Here is a 19,741-nt window from a genome sequence, read left to right as displayed (position 1 = left end):
ACCGGCGTGGAACGGTAGTAAGGGGTCACCCTCGCTCACACTCACACCCGATGCTGGAAACGGGGCCGGACATGCCCTCTCACGAACCGTCACGGCGGGGACGACCTCCCCTGTCCGCCAGGCCCGTGTCGCTGCCACCGACCGACGTCCTGGCCCGCATGGCTCTGGACTCCCCATTGTTGTGCGACGCCCTGAGTCTCGCCCGCTGGAGCGCCCCCGCCACCCCGGTCACCTCCGGTGGGGTCCCCGGCATCGATGACGCCCGGGCGGCGATCTCCCGCTTCTCTCTGTGGCCGCACGACCTGCCCGGTCATCTGGATCAACGGGTGATCTGGCTCGGTGCGCTGCACTCGGTCGCCGATGTCGCCCACTTCGTGGTGCCCTGGTCCGCCGCGTTGCGTCTGGGGCTGGTCAGCATCGACGATTCCCTGGCCCGTCCCGCTCCCGACCTGGAACATCGGGTGCGCGACCCCGAACAGGTTTTGGAGTGGTGGTTCCACGAGTTCGAGCACACCATCGCGCACGCCCGAGGCGACCTGTCCCGTCCTCGCGATCCCGTGCCCGGCACCACCGGCCCCGATCTGCTCCCGGAGGTGTTGCGGTTCCTGTACGAGGCTCCCGACGGACATCGGCCCGACCTGGACACCCTGGCGTTGGAGGCCTTGTCCAGACCGGTTCCTCGCACCGCCGCCACCGCTACGCCCCACACCACCGATCTGCTCCTGAACGTGTTGTGGCAGCTCTCCGATACCGGGGCCGTGGTGTTGGACCACGCTCCCGAGGACGAGAGCGTGGACCGTTGCACCGTCGAACTCACCGCGTTGGGTCGCCACGGGGTGCGCCGGTTACTCCTGGAGGTGGGGATCCACGCGCCCATCGTGGACACCCTCGCCGAGGCGTGCGCCTCCCGATTCCTGGACGCCCTGGCCGTGCTGCCCTTCGAGGAGCGCTCGCCGGAGGCCGCGCGGTGGTTGGACCGGCGTGGCCCGGAGGAGGCCCTGCGCCAGATCACCGAGGTGGTACGGGGGCCCGGGCTGGCACTGCGCCGTTGGGTGGCCGCCCAAGTGCTCAACACCACCAGTTCCGAACTCGCACCGCGGCTGCGCGTCCTGTTGGCCTCCCCGCACAGCACGGAAGCCTGCCTGGCCGCGATGGTCCTGCTCTCCTCCGGCATGCTGGACCAGCGCGGCATCGATCGACTGTTGGCCCAGTACGGACCATGGGTGGTGATCGACATGGTGGCCGCGGCGATGCCCTCCGACGGTTCGGGACCGACCTCTTTTCTGACCGCGAAGGACAGCCCCGACGTGCACCGATTGCTGTTGGTGGACGCCGATCCGGTCGTACTCGGGGCGCACCCCGACGCCCTGACGGTCTTGGACGCGTTGGCCCGTCACCACCCGCTCGCCGAAGCCGCGGCCCGGGCCGCGGAGCTGGCCGATCGGCTTCGGGCGTTCGGGCGGCCCATGGAACAGTGAGGGGTCAGGCCTTCCCCTCGGCGATCGCGCGGGCGATCTGTTCGCTCATCTGCCGGGCGAGCACGTCGGCGTGGTAGGCGATGTGTTCGGGCAGGTGCCCTTCCATGGCGGCGCGGAACCCGGTGATGTCCGTGGTCGCGTTACGCCCGCTCGGCAGGGGGACGAGCAGTGTGTCGGTGCCACGGAAGGCGATCTGTGTCCCGTACCCGGCGAAGGCCCGGCGAAGCGCGGCCATGGCGGTATCGTCGGGCGCCGCGATCAGCCCCTGTCGGCGGGCGTTCCGCGCGGTGAGCCGAGCCACGCCCGCCGCGATGCGGGGCCACCGGTCCGTGGTCGCGACCACGGCCCGCTCGAAGGTCTCCACCATGTCGCTGGGCGCGAAGGCGCCGTACTCGGGGAGGAGGATCCGCACGCTGGTGGGCGGCAGGTACTCGATCGGCAGGCCCTCCTCCTGATAGGCCCGCACCAGGACGGCCCCGAAATCGGCGTGGACGGGACCCAGGTCGAACGTCCGGGCCTGTTCCAGGTGGGCACGCATCCAGCCGGGGGTCTCCTGCGGGACGCGCGGGTAGCGGCGCATCTCCTGGGCGTAGGCCAGGGGCGCGAGCCCGTTGGGCAACGCCACCTCGTCATATTCGTACTCGGCCCGAAAACGCCCGGAGACCTCCACCGAGATCCGCGCCTCGAACCAGGTGCCCGCTCCCGGTTTCTCGCCCAGGTCCTTCAGTCGCGTGGCCGACACCCGGACCGGCTCGGGTGGGACGAACTCGCGCACCGTGCCGTCGGTGCTCACCGCGACGAGGTCCTCGTAGGTGAAGCCACCCACCCGACGTGTCAGGTATACGACGTTCTGCCAGTCCTCGGGCATGATCTCGACCAGTCCGCGGGCGATCTCCTCGACGGTCTGCTGCTGCCGGATCATGGGCGGCGTCGCGCCCTGCGGTGATTCGGTCATCGGGTGCTCCGAAGCGTTGGGGGTACCGTGGCCCGACCTTCCTACCGCGCGTGTCCGACTTCGCACGCATCGCGCGGGCCGGCGCCCCTTCGGAGACATCGGAGAGGCGGCCGGCCGCACACGGTGTGGGGCGGTGCGCGCCGGGGCCGGTTCGGTGTCGGGCCCATTTCCGTGCGTCCGTTCGGTCGCGGGAAGGGGTCAGTCGGCGAGGGCGTCCAGGTAGACCCATTCGCCCTCGTGGCGGCGGAAGCGGCTGTGCTCGCGCAGCTCGCCGTCCTGGCCGTCCTCCTTGTAGTGGGCGCGGAACTCGACGGTGCCCTCCGTGTGGAAGGGGGTCCCCGCACTCGTTCGCAGGATCTCCAGCCCCGTCCACTCGGTGTCGGGGTCCAGTCCCACGCGCCGGGGGCGGGTGGTGGGATCCCAAGAGCGCAGGAGATAGTCCTCGTCGCCCACGACGAAGGCGCTGTAGCGCGAGCGCATGAGGTTCTCGGCGGTGGTCGCACGGGCCGTACCGGCGTGCAGACGACCGCAACAGGCGTCGTACTTCTCGTCCCGGCCGCACGGGCAGGGCGCATCGGTGGGCAGGGCTCGCGGGGTGGTGGAGCGCCGTGAACGGCGGGATCGCTGCTGGGCCATGTGTCCATTCTGGTGTGCCGGGAACACCGCCCGGCCCGATCGAGGGGAATCGGGTCGGACGGTTCGGACGGAGGGGTCAGGCTCCGCTGTCGCCCGGGCGGCGCGGTGGAGGTGGCGGCAACCATCGCGGCGGCGGACCGTCGTCGGGGGCAGGGCGCGGTTGAGGGATCGGGAGCGCGTACACGTGGGCGTAGTCCATGTCCATCCCCCGGGTTGATACCCAACCTGACCGGTGGAACGAAACACGCGGGATGTCCGCTTCCGGCACCCGGGCATCACCGTTCGGCCCTGCGGGGTGTGCCATCCCGCGTCCTCCACACCAGGTCTGGCCTGTGAAGTCGCCCAACCACTCACGGATGAGCGCTTCCGCGTCCAGGCGTGAGGACATGTGTATAGTCGGTCCGACCGTCGGCCAGGAAGGGTTGGGAACATGGACAACGTGGAGGTGAGCTCCGCCGACATCGCCCGTATCGCCGGGGTCAAACCGACAGCGGTCAGCAACTGGCGTCGACGCCACGACGACTTCCCCACCCCCGTCGGCGGCACCGACCGCAGCCCCCGCTTCGACCTGGCGGAGATCGAGGAGTGGTTGTCCACCCACCGCAGCGTTCCCACCATCGACCCCGACCAACGGCTGTGGCAGGTGGTGGACTCCCTGCGCGGTTCCGCTCCCGTAGAGGACCTCCTCGGGTTGGTGGGCGCGCTGGCCCTGCACCTGCGCGACCACCCCGCGATCCCCTCCGATGACCCGGCCGTGTTGGTGACCGCGGCCCTGGACGGCTTCGAGACACGGTTGCGCGCCTCCGGTTCGGCCTGCCTGGCCGACCATCGGCCCGCCCGGGTCCCCGAAGCACTGCTCCCCGCCCTGGTGGAGACGACCGTGCGCGCCGTCGCCGAGAGCGGACCCGCTCCGGTGCTGGAGCGTATGAGCCGAAGGTCGGAGCAACGCTCCCCCGCCGGTTCGCACAACCTCCCACCGGACCTGGCCGCCTTGATGGTCCACCTCGCCGGAGGCGGCGCGCTGACCGACCCCGCCTGTGGTGGGGGTGAGATCCTGGTGGCGGGGGCCCGCGCCGGGAACGCACCGTTGCGCGCCCAGGACCGGGACCGGTCGGCACTGTGGCTGACCGCGCTGCGCCTGGCCTTCGACGACGCCCTGGACGAACGGGTCGAACTGCGGGTCGGCGATGCCCTTCGCGAACCGGCCTTCACCTCGGATCCGGCCGACTCGGTGGTCACCGCTCCCCCGTTCGGTGAACGCAACTGGGGTGTGGAGGACCTGGTCGAGGATCCGCGGTGGGTGCACGGGCTACCGCCTCGGCTGGAATCCGATCTGGCCTGGGTGCAGCACTCGTTGTCCCAACTGCGACCGGGCGGCACCGCCGTGCTGTTGATGCCCCCGGCCGCGGCCCAACGTCCTTCCGGACGGCGGATCCGCCGTTCGCTGTTGCGGTCCGGCGCGTTCCTCGCGGTGGTGTCGCTGCCCGCCGGTTTCGCCGCGCACTACGCCGTCCCGCTACAGCTGTGGGTGCTGCGCCGAACCGACGAGACGACGACACCCACCCCTTTGTTGTTGGTGGACACCGAGCCGGCCGACCCCGCCCGGGTGGAACGCCCCGAGGACGTGATCGGCCGGATCCGCGGGCTCTGGGAGGACTTCCGCGACTCCCCGGAGGGTTTCAAGGAGGTTCCGGGGGCGGCGCGGGCCGTGGAACCGGTGGAGCTGCTCGACGAGGAGATCGACCTCACTCCCCGCCGCCATCTGCCCCTACCCCGTTCGAGCGCCCGAGACCTCGGCCTGTTCGCCCGGCGACGCACCGAGATGGAACGGTCGCTGCGGTCGCTGCGGTCACTGCTTCCGGAGGTCCCCGAAACCCTGCCCGAGGCCGCGCCCACCCCGGTCGTCACCCTGGGAGAACTGGCCAAGGCCGGTTCGGTCACCATCCGGCGTCACCGTGTCCGTCGCCCCGAGGAGGAGGGCGGTCCACAGGTCCAAGCGCGGGTGCTGACGCCACAGGACGTGATGCGCGGGACGCCGGCGACCCGGACCGAACGCGTGGACGCCGACCCCATGCGCAACCCACCGTTGCGGGAGGGCGATGTGGTCATCCCCGTGGTCACCGAACGCCCGCTGGCCCGGGTGGTCACCGCCGAGGACGCCGGGGCCCACCTCCACGGCGGGTTGTACGTGGTGAGCACCAACCCGGCGGCCGTGGACCCCTGGTTCCTCGCGGGTTTCGTCAGCAGTGAGGCCGAGCGCGGACACATCGCCCGGGTGAGCAGCAGCATGCGCGGCTCCCTCCGGTTGGAACCGCAGCGATTCCGTCTGCCCGTGCTGTCCATCCAGGAGCAACGCGCCCACGGGGAGCGTTTCCGTCGGGTCGAACGGTTCCGTCGGGCGCTACGGGAGCTACAGGAACTGGGCACGGAACTGGCCGACCAGGCCGTCGATCTGGCCGTGGAGCTCACCACCGACCGGACGACCCGGCATTAGTTCGCCGCCGACGAGGGCCCGACCACCTTTCCGGGGGTCGGGCCCACGTGTCGTCTCAAGGGTGTGGTGGTGTTCAGCCGACGTCGGCGGTGATGGTCACGCCCAGGCCGAGGGTCTCCTCGAACTCGACGGAGGCCGGGGTGAAGGCGCCCTCGGCGGTGATCACGCCCTCGGCGCGCTGTCCGGAGTCGAGCGTCACGGTGTCGATCTGGGACTCGGACATGCCCAGGGCGCTGGTCGTGTCCTTCTTGGTGCCGTCGTCGGCGACGATCGCGAAGTACAACGGGTTGACATCGATGGCCTCGTCACCGTTGTTCTCGATGGTGACGTGCACGCTGGTGTAGTCGCCGCCGTCGTGCAGAATGCTCGGCACGAAGTCGGTGACCTCGGCGGTCAGCGCGACGGGCTCCTCCGCGACAGGCTCCTCCGCGGCCTCATCGACCTCCGCTTCGGTCGTTTCCTCAGTCTGCTCCGAGGTGTCCTGCGAGGCGTCTTGCGAGGCACCGGAACCGTCGGAACCTGAGGATAGGACGGCCACGCAGCCGCCCATCAGGAAGAGCAGGATCAGGAACGCTCCACAGCCCAGGCCGAACCTCTTGCCGGTGGACATGCCCTGCTTCGGCGGCATCGGCCGGTAGGGCGGCTGGGGCTGGAACGGCTGCTGAGGCTGGGTCATGGTGGGCTCCGGGTCTGTGCGGTGGCGACGAGGCCGTGGGGGTGAACACCGAACCGGGCGGTTCGGCGCGCAACGGGAGAAGGGTCTCCGGAGCTCTGAATCAACCCGAAGACACTCACACCATACACGATTGAGTGTGAACTAGACCAACCATCAACAAGGAGCCTGTTTCACACCTCGGAACAAACTCATCACCGTCATCCCTACCGGACCCCGGGTCGGGACCGGGTCGTCCGGGACTTCGACGTCATCGCTCCGCCTGGTGTGGACGAAGGCAGGCGGGCCCCTGCACGCCCGGAGCCTCCGTCACGTTCGAGGCGAGGCGGGCAGGAGTGCCCGGCGTTCCGGATCAAGGGTGAGGACGCGGTCCGCGCGGGCGGCGACGTCTCGATCGTGCGTGACCATGACAACGGCCAGGCCCTCCCGCGCGCGCAGGGTGTCCAGCAGATCCAGGACCGTACGCGTGCTCGCGGTATCCAGGGCCGCGGACACCTCGTCGGCCAACAACACCCGCGGACGCGCGGCCAGGGCGCGGGCGATCGCCACGCGCTGCCGTTGGCCGCCCGAGAGCCGGCCGGGGTAGGCACGTGCGGTCTCCGCGGGCAGGCCTACCCGTCCCAGGAGTTCGGGGACCTCCGCCGCGGCCTGTTCTCGTGTCAGGCCCCGGAGCACCATGGCCGGGCGTGCCAGTGCCGTTCCGACGCGCTGGGCGGGGTTCAGGACTCCGACAGGGTTCTGGCCGACCGGTTGGACGGCTCTCAGTGACTCCCGAGTGCGGTCCGTGTACCTGGCGGGGAGGGGTCGGCCGTCCAGTGAGAACGAACCCCTCGCCGGGGGATGGAGCCCGGCAAGGCTCCTGAGCAGTGTGGATTTGCCGCTCCCAGAGGGCCCCAGGACGGCGACCGCCTCCCCTGATCGGACGGTCAGGTCCGATTCCCCGAGCAGCTCTCGACCGTCCGGTCCGATGAGGCGGATCCCGTGGAGTCCGAGGAGCGGGGGGCCGTGCGGGGGTCGGGAGGCCGGGACACCGGTGACACTCCGGCGGTCGACCCCGGGCTCATCGATGTCGATGAGGACATCGGCGACTCGGGCGGCGAACCCCCGGTCATGGGTGATCACCACGGTGACTCGGTTCGGGCGTCCTCGCCGTTGCTCCAGCACGTCGAGCACGAGTTCGACCGTGGCGGGATCCAGGCCGCTGGTGGGCTCGTCCAGCACGAGGAGTTCGGGGTCACCGACGATCGCGCGAGCCAGGGCCACCCTTTGGGCCTGGCCGCCGGAGAGCTCGCGCGGACGCCGACGCCACAGGGCCTCGGCGTCCAGTCCCAGTCGGGTGAGGGTCACGCACACCTTCTCCGTGTTCTCCCGGCGTGGTCCCAGGGGCAGCGCGTCGGCCACGAGGGAGGCCACCGACCGCAAGGGGTGCAGGTCCGACGCGGGATCTTGACCGAGGATCCCCACCCTGGTCAGGCGCCGGCGCCGGCCGCCCCGTCCCCGGGGCACCGGGGCTCCCCGCCACCGGACGTGTCCGGACCGGCGGACCAGCCCCACGGGCAGGGCGTCGAGCGCCGCGAGGAGTGCGCTGGTCTTGCCGCTGCCGGAAGGCCCCATGACCGCCATCACCCCGCCGTCGGGGATCCGCAGGTCCACGGGCCCGACGACCACTCGGCCCCGAGTGTCCTCGACCAGTAGTGCTTCCACGTCCAGTCCCTCAGGCATGGTTCATCTCCTCCCGATCCGCCCTTCCCGGACGGCGGTCATCGTGTTCCTGGGAGGTCGGTCGGGCGGCGAGTGCGAACAGCAGCGTCGTGGCACCGAGTGCGATCGCGGGTGCGGCCACCGCCCACGGGTTGCTCGCCACCCCGGTCATGTTCTCCCTCAGCATGAGAGCCCAGTCCGGTGTGGGCGGGGCCGCGCCCAGCCCCAGGACGCCGAGTGCCGCGCAGACCTGGATCGCCACCACCAGGCGCAGCCCCAGGTCGGCGGAGACCAGTCCGCGCATGGCCGGAAACACCTCACGGAGCAGCACCGAGGCCGTGTGCTCGCCACGCAGGAGGGCCGCTTCCACGTACCCGGAGGAGCGGATGGAGCGAACGGCGTCGCGCACCACCCTCAGGGTGAGTGGGGCGCCGCCGCACACCGTCGCCACGACGACCGCCGGTTGCCAGGGCAGGGCGATCGCCGCCACCAGGGCCAGCAACAGGGATGGTAGGGCCAGGAGCAGGTCCGCGCAGGCGGTGAGCAGGCGGGCGACGAACCCGCCGGACCATCCCGCCACCAGACCACCCGCGATGCCGATGGCGGAGGCGCACACGGCGGCCACCACCGAGACGGTCAGCAGTGGGCCTCCCCCGGCCAGGACCCGGGACCACACGTCCCGTCCCAGGGCGTCGGTCCCGAGCAGGTACGTGGAGTCGGGCGATTGCCAGGGTGCGCCGGCCGTGGAGTTCGGGTCGTAGGGCGCCCACCAACCACCGCAGAGCACCAGGGCCACGGCCACGACAAGTGACAACGGCACCAACAGCCTTCTCATGTCGCCCTCCCGTGTTCGGGTTCGGTCAGGGCCGCCGACAGGTCTCCGAGTGCCAGTCCCAGCAGCACGATCGCGGCGGCGAGCACGGCCGTGGCCTGCACGACGGGTAGATCTCGTGCGGAGATGGCCGATACCAGGAGCGAGCCCATGCCGGGGTACCCGAAGAGGGCCTCCACCACGGTCGCGGCGGCGATCAGGCCGCCCGCGGAGACCGCCACGACCCGGGCGAAAGGGGCCAGGAGGAAGGGAAGGACGTCCACCAGTGCGATTCGCCACGGGGGCACGCCCCTGCGCCGGGCGTCGACCACATGGGGCATGCGCACGGTGTCGGCGACCGAACCCGACAGGAGGCTCCCGCCGAAGAACGCGGTGGGCAGCGCCATGGACGTCACCGGAAGGAAGAGCAGGTCCGGGTGGTGCCAGGGGATGGCACCGGGAGGAAGCAGGGACACCGGTGGCACCAGCCCGAGATGGCCCGAGAACAGCGCGGCCGAGGCCGCCGCCACGACCGCCATGGGAACCGCGGCGCCCCCCGTCAGAACAGCGGTGGGCAACCGGCGTCCTCTCCGTGTCGTCCCCGCCCACCAGGCCAGGGCCAGGGACGCGGGGACGGCGATCACCAGGGCTCCCGCCACGACGGCGAGGGTGGCGGGCAGCCTTTGGGCGAGGGCATCGGCGACAGGGCGACCGTTGACCAGGGATGTTCCCAGATCCCCGCTGAGCAGGGCACCGACCCAGTCCAGGTAACGCCGCCAGGGCTCGACGTCCAGTCCCAGATCCTGCCGTAGGTGTCGTACCTGTTCCTCGTCGGCCCCGGGTGAGGCCCGCAGGTCGGCGGCGTCGCCGGGAAGGAGTTCGGTCGCGGTGAAGACCGCTACCGAGACCAGGCCCAGTAGCAGCGCCGCCCGGACCAGGGAGAACAGGAACGAGGCCCCCACGGCGGCCCTCCGTGAGCGTGGAAGGGCCACCGCGGGGGCGATCTCGGGGTCGGGCATCAGCCGGTGGCCTCGACCTGTTCGATGAACAGACGGTGGAAGCCGGGACCTGTGGGCAGGCCGCTCACACCGGGGGCGGCCAGGTCGATACCGTCTCCGGTGCCCCAGACCACGTAGCCGCCATCGTCGGCGACCCGCTGCTGGAGATCGGCCAGCAGGGCGTGCCGCTCGTCGTCGTCGGCGGTGGCCAGCGCATCGGCGAAGTCGGCGTCCCAATCGGGTTCGTTCCAGCCGGTCTCGTTGATGGGGCCGTCGGACACCAGGGCCATCCGTGCGAAGTCCACGAACCCGTTCCCGCCGAGGCTGTTGAGGTAGAGCGGTTCGACGTTCCACACCTCGGCCCAGTAGGTGTCGGGCGGTCCGATCTCGATCCGGACGTCGATGCCCGCCTCGGCCAGCTGTTCTGCGGCCAGGGTCGCGGTCTCCTCCATACCGGGATAGGAGTTGGTCGCGTGCAGGGTGAGTTCGACCCCGTCCCCGTGCCCGGCCTCCTCCAACAGTTCGCGGGCGCGCTCCAGGTCGCGTTGGACCGGCTCCACCTGCGGGGCGAAGGGTTCATCGGGATTGAGCAGGTCGGCGCCGGGCTTCCCGTAACCGAGGAAGACCGTCTCGACGAGCTGTTCCCGATCGAGGGCGAGCTTGACGGCCTCGCGCACGCCGGGGTCGTCGAAGGGTTCGCTGCCCAGATCCATGACCAACGGGTAGTTCACTCCCCCGGGCCGGGTGACCACCTGGACGGAGTCGTCCTCCTCGTACTGCCGGGCACTGGTGGGCGCCACGCTTGCGGCGATATCCGCCTGTCCCGAGGCCACCGCGTCGGCCCGCGCGCCCGGATCGGATATGGCGCTGATCTGGAGTGTGTCGTAGTCGGGTGCCGCACCCCACCAGCCCTCGTGCCGGTTCAGGACGGCGGTGGTGTCGTCGTGTTCGGCCAGTTGGAAGGGGCCGGAGCCGATCACGGGTTCGGTGATGTCGTCACTGCCCTCGGGCACCACGAAGGTCAGGGAGGCCAGGGCGACGCCGACCTCCGCGTAGGGCTGGTGGGTGACCAGTTCGAGGGTGTGCTCGTCCACGACGGAGGAGGACTCCAGATCGAACATGGACAGGCGGCCGTTGTTCTCGGCGCCCTTGCCCTGGATGCGCTCCAGGGAGAACAGGACGTCGTGGGCGGTGACCGGCTCGCCGTCGGAGAAGACGGCGTCGTCGCGCAGGGCGATGGTCCACCGGTCCAGGTCGTCACTGTCGGGTTCCCATGACTCGGCCAGGCGGGGCTGGACGGCCCCGTTCTCGTCGGTCACGGTCAGTACGTCGTAGAGCATGGCGAACCGCAGGTAGTCGGACTCGTTGCCGACGCGTCCGTGCGGGTCATGGGTGGTGGCCGCCGGGGCGCCCACCGCGGCGTAGCGCAGGGTGTCGCCGTCGGCGGAGGCCTGGTCGCCTTCGCCGCCACCACAGGCGGTGGCCGCCAGGAGCACCACGAGGGCGCCCACCGGCAGGAATCGTCGTCTCATCGTTCGGCCTTTCTCGGGGCGGGGCCGTGGTCGGCACGGCCCCGTGAGGTGTCTTGCGACCCGTGGTTCTGGAAAGCGGGCTCAGGAGGGTTCATGGACGGTGACGGCGCCCGAGGGGCACCAGTCCACCGCGGTCAGGGTGCGTTCGCGCGCTTCGGGAGGCACGTCGGCGCGGAGCAGGACCACCAGGCCTTCGTCGTCCTGGTCGAACAGGTCCGGTGCGGCGCGCACGCGCTGGCCCGCGCCCGCGCAGACCTCACGGTCCGCGGTCAGGCGCGGGGCGGAACCGGCGGGCGTCACCATGAGACCGGGACCTCGTCCAGCCCGAAGATCGCCGAGGAGGAGCGGGCGGGCAGGTCGGCCAGGGCCAGTTCGGACCTCAGGGTGGGGACGCGATCGAACAGCACGCGCAGGGCGACCTCGATCTCCAGGCGGCCCAGGTTCTGACCCACGCACTGGTGGGTGCCGTAGCCGAAGGCGACGTGGTTGCGCTGCGGGCGCCGCACGTCCAGGCGCTCGGGTTCGGGGAAGGCCTCGGGGTCGTGGTCGGCGGCGCCGAGCAGGGCGATGTAGCCGTCGCCCGCGGGGATGGTGCCCGTGCTCAGGGGGATGTCCTCGGTGGCCACTCGCAGGGTGATCACGTCGGCCACGGACAGGTAGCGCAGCAGTTCGTCCACCGCGCCCGGCCACAGGTCGGGGTCCTCACGCATGAGGGCCGACTGGTCGGGGTGTTCGAGCAGGGCCAGCGCGGCCAGCGGGATCATGTTGCGGGAGGTCTCGTGCCCGGCGTTGAGGGTGATGCCGATCTGGGACAGCAGGGAGTGCCGGGTGATCTCGCCTCGGGCCAGGGGCCCGGTGGCCAGGCGGCTGATCAGGTCGTCCTGGGGGTCCTTCGACTTGTCGTCGATGAGCCGGTCGATCAGGCCGAACAGTTCACCCAGGGCTGCGTTGACCTCTTCGGCGGTGCTGTCCCGGCTGCCCGAGATCGAGGTGATGCGCCGGAAGAACTCCAGGTCCTCCAAGGGGACACCGAGGAGCCGGCAGATGACGGTGGTGGACACCCGGTTGGCGTAGTCGGCGACCAGGTCCGCCGGGGTCTGGCGGCCGAGCAGGTATTCGACCTGTTCGGCGCACACGGCCTCGATCGCCGGACGCATCGCGCGCACCCGACGGACGGTGAACTCCCCGACGAGCATGCGGCGCACACGGGTGTGGTCGGGCGGATCCATCCGGATGAAGGGGCGCAGTTCGGCGGCGACGGCCTGTTCCCCGTCCCCGAGCGCGGGGAAGGCGGGATGGCGGGCGTCGGAGCTCGCGGCCGGGTGGGACAGGGCCGCGCGCACGTCCTCGTAACGGGTCACCAGCCACGGCCGTTTGCCGCTGGGGATCCGGGCGCGGGTCAGCTCGGATCGCTCGCGCATCCCGGCGTAGTCACCGGGAGGGGTGAAGGGGCAGGAGCGGACCAGGGGGAAGGGCGTGTCTTCGTGGGTCCGGGCGGGTTCGGCGGCGGTGGCGGCGATGGGGTCGGTGGAGGGTTCAGGTGCGGGCCTGGTCATTCTCATGGCCTTTCGTGGTGGCGGAGGTGGGAGGGGTCGTGATGTCCGAGGCGGTCAGGCGCCAGCCGAGGGCGCGTTCACGGCTCCGGACGAAATCGGCGTGCCGCCCTCCCCGTTCGAGGAGTTCGTCCGGGGTTCCGGACTCCACGACGCGGCCCCCTTCGAGGAAGACGACCTGGTCGGCGGCGGCCACGGTGGCGGGGCGGTGGGCGATGACCAGCACGGTGCGCTCCCGGGCGAGTTCGACGGCTGTCCGTGTCACCAGCGCCTCGTTCTCGGCGTCCAGGGCCGAGGAGGCCTCGTCCAGGACGATGACCGGCGCGTCCTTGAGCAGGGCCCGCGCGATGGAGATCCGCTGTTTCTGCCCGCCGGACAGTGCGGTTCCGCCCTCCCCGACCCTGGTGTCCCAGCCCTTGGGCAGGTCGGACAGGACCGTGTCGAGCCCGGACAGCGCCGCCACCCGGTCGAGCTGTTCGTCGGTGGCGTCGGGGGCGGCCAGACGCAGGTTCTCGGCGACGGTGGCGTCGAAGAGGTACACGTCCTGGAAGACCAGGGCCACGTGCCGAGAGAGTTCCTCGCCGCCGATGTCCCGGACGTCGACCCCGCCGAGGCGGACCCGGCCGCGGTCGGCGTCGTGAAAGCGGGCGAGCAGGCGGGCCACCGTGGTCTTGCCGGACCCGGAGGGTCCGATCAGAGCGGTGAGGGTTCCGGGTTCGGCGCGCAGGGTGGCCCCGTCCAACGCGGGGGTGTCGTCCTTGCGGTCGTAGGCGAAGGTGACGTCGTCGAACTCCACGACCGCTCCCCGCGGCGGGAGCGGCGACTCCGGTTCGGGGAGGGGCCTGGCGTCCAGGACGGTGTTGATCCGGTCGAGTTGGTTGGTGGCCATGCGCAGGGCGGCGCCCTGGTCGGCGGCCGTGGCCAGGGGGTGGGTGAACCGGGCCACCAGCACCAGCAGGGCCACTGCCAGGGCGGGGTCGAGTCCGCCGTCCAGGACGAGCACGACCGCGCACACCACGAGCAGCGCGAACATCAGCCGAACCGTGAAGGAGTACGCCGACATCACCGGGACGACGCGCAGCAGCAGGCGGCGCGCGGCACCGTGTTCGGCGGTCAGGGCCCGGTCCAGGCTCTGCCCGCCCTGTTCGGTGCGGCCGAAGGCCCGCAACACCGGTTGGGACCTGGCGTACTCCAGGACCCGGGAGGCGGCCTCGTCCGAGACCACGTCCCGGGCGGCGTCGTTGCGCCCCACCGCGTCATTGGACAGGACGAAGACCATCCACACCACGGGCAGGCAGGCCGCGGCGGCCAGGGCGATCCGCCAGTCCCAGACGAACAGTGCCGACACCGCCACGACGGGCGTGACCACGGCGTCGGCCAGCGGTGGGTAGATGTGCACGGGCACGTTGGTGCTGCGGGACACCCCCTCGGTGACGACCCGGTTGAGCTCGCCCACGCGGTTCCCGGTGAACCAGCCCAGGGGCAACCGGACCAGGTGCTCCCCGATGCGGTGGTGCAGACCACGGGAGATCGCCCCGCCCACCCGGAAGTTGACGAAGAGGCTGAGGGTGCGCAGCAGGGCGTAGACCAGGGTGGCCAGGGCCAGGGCCGCCGCCCAGCCCAGGGCTGCTCGGGGGCCCTCCCGCAGGAGTTCGGTCATCACGGTCACCAGCAGGGCGAAGACCAGCCCCTGCAACGCCGAGACGACGGTGGTCAGGGCCAGACTCCTCTTCACGGGACCGGCCTGTTCCGGTCCCAGGGCCCTGAGGAAAGCGCGGATCACTGGTCTGCTCCCGGTTCGTCTCGTCGGTGTGCCTGGGCGCGCCAGAGTCGGGCGTAACGGCCGCCCCGGGCCAGGAGTTCGTCGTGGGTTCCGGTCTCCACCGCCCGGCCCGCGTCCATGACCGCGATCCGATCCACGCCGGTGACGGTGGTCAGTCGGTGGGCCACCACCAGGACCGTGCGGCCGCGGGCGAGTTCGCTGAGCGCGTCCTGGATGGCCGCCTCCGAGACCGGGTCCACGGCCGCGGTGGCCTCGTCCAGGACCAGGACGGGGGTGTCGGCGAGCAGGGCGCGGGCGATGGAGACGCGTTGGGCCTCGCCACCGGAGAGGTCGGCGTCCTCCCCGACCACGGAGTCGTAACCCCGCGGCAGGTCCTCGATCCGGTCGGCGATCTGTGCCGCGCGTGCGGCGGCCTCGATCTCCTCGCGGGTGGCTCCGGGGCGCCCCAGGGCGATGTTGTCGGCGACCGTCTCCCCGAGCAGGCGGACGTCCTGCAGGACGAAGCCGACGGTGCGGTAGAGGTCGGCGATCTCGCGGATGTCGACCCCGCCCACGGTGATCGACCCGGCGTCGGCGTCGTGGAAGCGGGCGAGCAGGGCGGCCAGGGTGCTCTTGCCCGCGCCCGAGGGGCCCACCAGGGCGGTCACGGTGCCCGGTTCCAGGACCAGGTCCACTTCGGTCAGGGCCCGAGGGCCCTCCTGCGTTGTCTCGTCGGCCGCCGCGTCGTCGGTGCGGTCGGTGTAGGAGAAGGACACGCCGTCGAAGACCACACGGGGTTCCAGCGGCGGTTCCTCCTGCCCCCGGTGCAGGGTCGGGGTGTCGAGCAGGGCCGTCACCCGCCCGGCCGCGGCCCCGGCCGCCTGGGTCTGCTGTACCCGGGAGCCGATCACGTTCATCGGCGCGCACAGGGCCGGGGCCAGCAGGGCGAAGGCCACGATCGAAACCGGTTCGGTCCATCCGGCGAGGGCGAACCCCACCCCCGCGAGCACGGTGACCACGGTGGCCATGGGCGCCGACAGCAGCAGGAAGGATCCGACCGTGACGGGGGTGGTGCTGCGTGACCAGTTCAGGAAGAAGTCCGCGAAGTCGTCGGCGGCGCGGGTGAAGCGCTCGTGGGCGCGCCGGTGGCCACCGAAGTGCTTGACCACCTGGATGCCGTCCACGAACTCCACGGCGGAGGAGTTGATCCGGTTCATCGCCTCGGCGTACCGGGCCATCTTCGCCATGCCCCCGGCCATGGCCCGAGAGAACAGGAAGATCCCCGCCGCCACCAGCAGGACCGACACCAGGGCCAGCCGCCAGTCCACGGTGAACAGGTAGACCAGGGCGACCAGCGGCACGGTGACGACCGAGGCCAGGTCGGGCAGGGTGTGCGCGACCAGTGAGTGGACGTCCTCGATGTCGTCGTGCACGGCCTTCTTGACCCGGCCCGACCCTCGGCCGGTGAACCAGCCCAGGGGGACCCGGGACATGCGGTGGGCCAGGGCTCGGCGGACCGACAGTTGCATGTCGTTGTCGGCCAGGTGACCGACCAGGGTGGAGGCCGTGCCCGCGGCCGGCGCGGCGACCGAGGCGCCCACGGCGATGCCGACGAGGAGCCACACGCGTGCGATGTCCACCGTGCCGTCGGCCGAGAACACACGTGCGAGTTCGACCAGACAGATCAGCGGGACGAGCCCCAGCGCCGATGCCAGTCCCTGGAGCACCACCGCGGTCCGGATCCGCCCCTTGATGGGCCGGAGCAGGGTCCGCAACGGCGAAGGCGACCGCTGTTGCGCCGCCTTCGGCCCGACCTCGCCGTTCGGTGCGGTCTTGGTCTGGGTCCGACTCATTTGACCAGCACTCCGATCTCCGGGGTGGCCTCGCGCCCGCCGCCCGGCAGAGGCCTGAAGGTCAGCCCGGACTCCTCCGCCAGCCGGTCGACCCCGAAGGTCTCCCAGTCGTATTCGTCGTCGACGGTGCGCACCTGTTCGCCGTCGCGGAAGACCCGCCATTGGGTGCGCCAGCGCATGGTCTGCGGGCCGACCGGTTCACCGGAGATCCACCACTCGTAGACCTGGTCGCCGAGGGGCTCACGGCACATGCGCACGTAGGGGATGGAGCGGGGCGTGTCCACACCCATGAGCTCGACGAGCACGATCCCACCAGGGGGCAGGCGGTCGGCCAGTCGCCGCCATAGCTCCTCGCGCTCCGCTCGGGGGATGTGGCCGGCCACCCCGAAGACCACCGCCGCCGAGATGGAGTCGGGCAGCGGTATCTCCTGCGCCGGTTCGGGTAGGACGGTGACCCGCCGGCGCAGGTCGGGGTCGGAGAACACCCGGCTGGTGAGTATCGCCCGCATGTTCGGCGAGGGCTCGGCCGCGTGAATACGCGCCGTGGGCAGGATCTCGGCGATGACGGCGGTGACCAGACCGGTGCCCGCGCCGATGTCGACGACGGGACCGTGGCCGGTGTCCAGGCCGGTCAGGACCGAACGCAGCACGGGTGTGCTGGTGGCCATGTGGCGATGGCCCACGAGGTCGAAGAACTCGGCGGCCGGTGAGTAGTGGTCGATGGCTGGAATCGTGTCCTCCAGGAGAAGGAGAGTGGGGGTTCGCATACGCACGGCTCGGACCCGAGTGGTCCCGCGTGTCGGATCAAGGTGTGCTGGGCCAGGTTCCCGAGCCGCGGGACAGGGAGGGGTCGACCCGGTTGAGCAGGGCCGAGACCACCTGCTCCCGTTGCGGAGCGAGGTAGAAGTGGTCTCCGGGGAAGACCCGTACGTCGACGCTTCCGGTCGTGGTCTGCGACCAGCGCCGGGCCAGGTCCGCGTCGACCTCGGGGTCGTCCCGGCCGAGGAAGACGCTGACCGGGCAGCCGAGGGGTGGTCTCGGGAACGGTCTGTACCGCTCGATGAGCCGGTAGTCGTTGCGCACGTAGGAGAGCACGGCCTCCCGCAGGGTGGGTTCGGCCAGCACCTCGCGGTCGGTGCCGCCCAACCGGAGGAGTTCCTCGACGAGGGCGTCGTCATCGGCCAGGTGGACCCGTCCTGGCGGCGCGTCGGCGGGTGCCCTGCGGCCCGAGGCGATCAGCCGTTCGGGCTCGGGGTGGCCCCCGTCGCGCAGCGCGCGGGCCAGTTCGTAGGCGACGGCGGACCCCATGCTGTGGCCGAAGACGAGGTAGGGGCGGTCCAGGAGCGGTGCGAGCTCCTGGGTCACGGCCTCGACCACGGCGGCCATGTCGTCAACGGGTTCCTCCCCGAAACGGTCCTCCCTGCCGGGGTACTGCACGCACACCAGGTCGACGGTGTGCGGTAGGACCGAGACCCAGGAGCGGTAGGCGTTGGCGCCTCCGCCCGCGTGGGGCAGGCACACCAGTCTGAGACGGGCGGCGGGGCGGGGACGGAAGCGGCGCAGCCAGGGATGGGCGGTGCTCACGGGGTCTCCTCCAGGGCGGTGCGGCCCGGTTCGTCGGTGGTCGTCGGGCGGGGCGGGTCGGGGCGGATGATCTCCGGGCGTCCCAACCGGGTGGTGGTGTCGTGCCACAGGCGGCACACGCCGAGGTCGAATTGGCCCCGGGGCATCGAGTCGGTCCCGGCTCGGACGTCGGCGGCGAAATCGGTCAGCGCCCGTTCCAGGGCTCGGGGCCACAGGAGGTCGAAGACCTCCCGGTGGGTGGGGGCCGCGGTGCCCGCCAGGGGCGAGGTCGCCGGTCGGTCCAGGTGTTCGGTCCCCGGTCCGGTGGTGAGGAGTCGGCCGTGCTCGTCGCGGGGCGCGTACAGCCGGGGGTGCCACAGCACGGGGCCGTGGGTGTCGGCGAGGGTGAGGACCCCGTCCTCGGTGCCCAGGGCGAGGCGGTGCCAGAGCAGCGCGTGGTTGTCCCCGTCCGAGGGGTCCAGCTGGTTCTGTACCCGCAGGGTGAGCGGGACCCCGGCCACGGTCGCCTGAAGGACGCGGTAGGGCTGGGCATGCGCCGCCAGGGCCGTCACCCCGGGGTCGGCCTGGAGCGGGTGGCCCAGGGCCCACGGCCGGGGTCCGCCCAGGGCCCGGGCCAGGATGTCCAGGAGCGGGTAGAGCACCTGGATCGCGGAGGTGGCGTCGATGAACAGGAAGGGGCCGTTTCCGCGCAGGGCACGGGCGGCCGTCAGGAACCGGCGGACCGGCTCCACGTGGTGATAGAAGGGGTTGAGGTGATAGACCGCCCTGTTGCGTCGGGCCAGGCGCAGGGCTGCGGCCAGTTCGTCGTGGTGGACCGGGTGCTCTTGGATGACGTGGAGGCCGCGTTCGAGGAGGGCGCGGGCGAGTTCACCGCCCGCTCCCCCGGACACCGCCGATCCGACGACCACGCAGGCCGCGTCGATGTCGTCGGGGAGCCGGTCGGGGCGGGTGTACAGGGGTACCCCGAGTTCCTCGGCGTAGCGGCGCGAGTACTCCCCTCCCCGAGTGAGCAGTCCGCTCAACCGGAAGGTGTCCGGCATGCCTTGCAGTGCCCGGACGTAGAAGCGTCCGAACCCGGTGCCGCAGACGACGACGCGCAGAGGTGTTCCGCTCACAGGGCGCCCTCCTCCAGGTCGGCGGTCGCGGCGCCCCGCCACAGGTGCAGTACCGCGTCCCCGTCCCCGTGGAAGAGGGTCGCGACCGTGGGTTCGGGGGCGAGTACGTCGGCCGCGTGATGGACCCCGACCGGTGTTCGGCCCTGGACCACCGCGGCGGTCGCGGCGGCCCCGACCCGGCCCGTCATCCGGTAGCTGTCGGTGAAGCGGGCGAGGAGGGTGTGCGGTGCACCGGCACCGTCGATCAACGAATAGACCAATTGGTAGTAGGGCGTGTTCCCGATCAGGTCCAGGTCGGCCGCGCGGCGCAGGCGCTCGGCCGTCTCGGGTCCGGCGTCGGCCCGGCCCACCGCCGAGGTGAGCACGGCCCTGGTCCGTTCGCCGGGGTGGACGTTGTACCAGTCCAGCCGGTGGAGTCCCATCGCGTCGGCCAGTCTGTGGGCCTCGCCGGTCAGGAAGGGCTGGACGAAGGCGGTTCCCGGGAAGTGCGGGACACGGGCCCCTTCCCGGGCGCGTAGGGCGCCTTCCACGACGGCTCCGTCCCGCCAGGCCGACAGTGGGTGCCCGAACACCGCTTCCGAGGCGCTCGCCCCGGG

General features: G+C 71.4%; 16 protein-coding genes and 1 pseudogene. 2 read left to right on the top strand and 15 right to left on the bottom strand.

Annotated elements, in window-relative coordinates:
• The first annotated feature begins 125 nt into the window (after positions 1-125).
• On the top strand, positions 126-1,478 hold the full coding sequence (locus tag ACWGKS_RS19780; protein WP_358505317.1) for a hypothetical protein: 1,353 nt from the start codon (positions 126-128) through the stop codon (positions 1,476-1,478).
• Between the two features lie 4 nt (positions 1,479-1,482).
• Here the strand turns inward: ACWGKS_RS19780 and ACWGKS_RS19775 are convergent, their stop codons facing one another.
• Entirely contained in the window at positions 1,483-2,433 is a 951-nt protein-coding gene (locus ACWGKS_RS19775) for a hypothetical protein (RefSeq protein WP_358505320.1), read from the bottom strand.
• A 198-nt stretch (positions 2,434-2,631) separates the two neighbouring features.
• Positions 2,632-3,069: a YchJ family protein gene (locus ACWGKS_RS19770; protein WP_358505323.1), complete on the bottom strand. Its 438-nt coding sequence runs from the start codon at positions 3,067-3,069 to the stop codon at positions 2,632-2,634.
• Between the two features lie 430 nt (positions 3,070-3,499).
• Here ACWGKS_RS19770 and ACWGKS_RS19765 point away from each other — a divergent pair, with 430 nt between their 5' ends.
• Positions 3,500-5,563 (top strand): N-6 DNA methylase, encoded by a 2,064-nt coding sequence (locus ACWGKS_RS19765; protein ID WP_358505326.1) that lies wholly within the window; start codon positions 3,500-3,502, stop codon positions 5,561-5,563.
• 73 nt (positions 5,564-5,636) lie between these two features.
• Here the strand turns inward: ACWGKS_RS19765 and ACWGKS_RS19760 are convergent, their stop codons facing one another.
• From ACWGKS_RS19760 to ACWGKS_RS19700, 13 genes and pseudogenes are all read right to left on the bottom strand, one after another.
• Complete coding sequence (locus tag ACWGKS_RS19760) at positions 5,637-6,239, bottom strand: DUF4352 domain-containing protein (protein ID WP_358505329.1); 603 nt, start codon at positions 6,237-6,239, stop codon at positions 5,637-5,639.
• A 306-nt stretch (positions 6,240-6,545) separates the two neighbouring features.
• A complete protein-coding gene (locus ACWGKS_RS19755; protein WP_358505332.1) occupies positions 6,546-7,958 on the bottom strand; it encodes an ABC transporter ATP-binding protein in 1,413 nt (470 codons plus the stop codon).
• Entirely contained in the window at positions 7,951-8,772 is an 822-nt protein-coding gene (locus ACWGKS_RS19750) for an ABC transporter permease (protein ID WP_358505335.1), read from the bottom strand. The genes ACWGKS_RS19755 and ACWGKS_RS19750 overlap by 8 nt, the downstream gene beginning before the upstream one ends.
• Positions 8,769-9,767: an ABC transporter permease gene (locus ACWGKS_RS19745; RefSeq protein ID WP_358505338.1), complete on the bottom strand. Its 999-nt coding sequence runs from the start codon at positions 9,765-9,767 to the stop codon at positions 8,769-8,771. The genes ACWGKS_RS19750 and ACWGKS_RS19745 overlap by 4 nt, the downstream gene beginning before the upstream one ends.
• Entirely contained in the window at positions 9,767-11,278 is a 1,512-nt protein-coding gene (locus tag ACWGKS_RS19740; RefSeq protein ID WP_358505341.1) for an ABC transporter substrate-binding protein, read from the bottom strand. Before ACWGKS_RS19740 ends, ACWGKS_RS19745 begins: the two co-directional genes overlap by 1 nt.
• A gap of 81 nt (positions 11,279-11,359) precedes the next feature.
• On the bottom strand, positions 11,360-11,581 hold the full coding sequence (locus ACWGKS_RS19735; RefSeq protein ID WP_358505344.1) for a ferredoxin: 222 nt from the start codon (positions 11,579-11,581) through the stop codon (positions 11,360-11,362).
• Positions 11,575-12,834, bottom strand: coding sequence for a cytochrome P450 (locus ACWGKS_RS19730; protein ID WP_358505347.1), 1,260 nt, complete (start codon positions 12,832-12,834; stop codon positions 11,575-11,577). Before ACWGKS_RS19730 ends, ACWGKS_RS19735 begins: the two co-directional genes overlap by 7 nt.
• On the bottom strand, positions 12,815-14,614 hold the full coding sequence (locus ACWGKS_RS19725) for an ABC transporter ATP-binding protein (protein ID WP_358505350.1): 1,800 nt from the start codon (positions 14,612-14,614) through the stop codon (positions 12,815-12,817). Before ACWGKS_RS19725 ends, ACWGKS_RS19730 begins: the two co-directional genes overlap by 20 nt.
• The gene (locus ACWGKS_RS19720) at positions 14,611-16,446 is read right to left on the bottom strand and encodes an ABC transporter ATP-binding protein (RefSeq protein ID WP_358505353.1); all 1,836 of its coding nucleotides are present in this window, start codon (positions 16,444-16,446) and stop codon (positions 14,611-14,613) included. Before ACWGKS_RS19720 ends, ACWGKS_RS19725 begins: the two co-directional genes overlap by 4 nt.
• Positions 16,443-17,213 carry a class I SAM-dependent methyltransferase gene (locus ACWGKS_RS19715; protein ID WP_358505441.1) on the bottom strand — a complete coding sequence of 257 codons (771 nt, stop codon included), beginning with the start codon at positions 17,211-17,213 and terminating at the stop codon, positions 16,443-16,445. The genes ACWGKS_RS19720 and ACWGKS_RS19715 overlap by 4 nt, the downstream gene beginning before the upstream one ends.
• Positions 17,214-17,250: 37 nt before the next feature.
• On the bottom strand, positions 17,251-18,030 hold the full coding sequence (locus ACWGKS_RS19710) for a thioesterase II family protein (protein ID WP_358505356.1): 780 nt from the start codon (positions 18,028-18,030) through the stop codon (positions 17,251-17,253).
• Positions 18,027-19,145, bottom strand: coding sequence for a Gfo/Idh/MocA family oxidoreductase (locus ACWGKS_RS19705; RefSeq protein ID WP_358505359.1), 1,119 nt, complete (start codon positions 19,143-19,145; stop codon positions 18,027-18,029). The genes ACWGKS_RS19710 and ACWGKS_RS19705 overlap by 4 nt, the downstream gene beginning before the upstream one ends.
• Positions 19,142-19,741 (bottom strand): annotated as a pseudogene (locus tag ACWGKS_RS19700) (saccharopine dehydrogenase NADP-binding domain-containing protein); the annotation flags it as partial. The pseudogene ACWGKS_RS19700 and the gene ACWGKS_RS19705, both read right to left, overlap by 4 nt.

It is taken from the genome of Nocardiopsis sp. NPDC055879, assembly GCF_053615935.1.
This window is presented reverse-complemented; position numbering and strand designations above follow the sequence as displayed.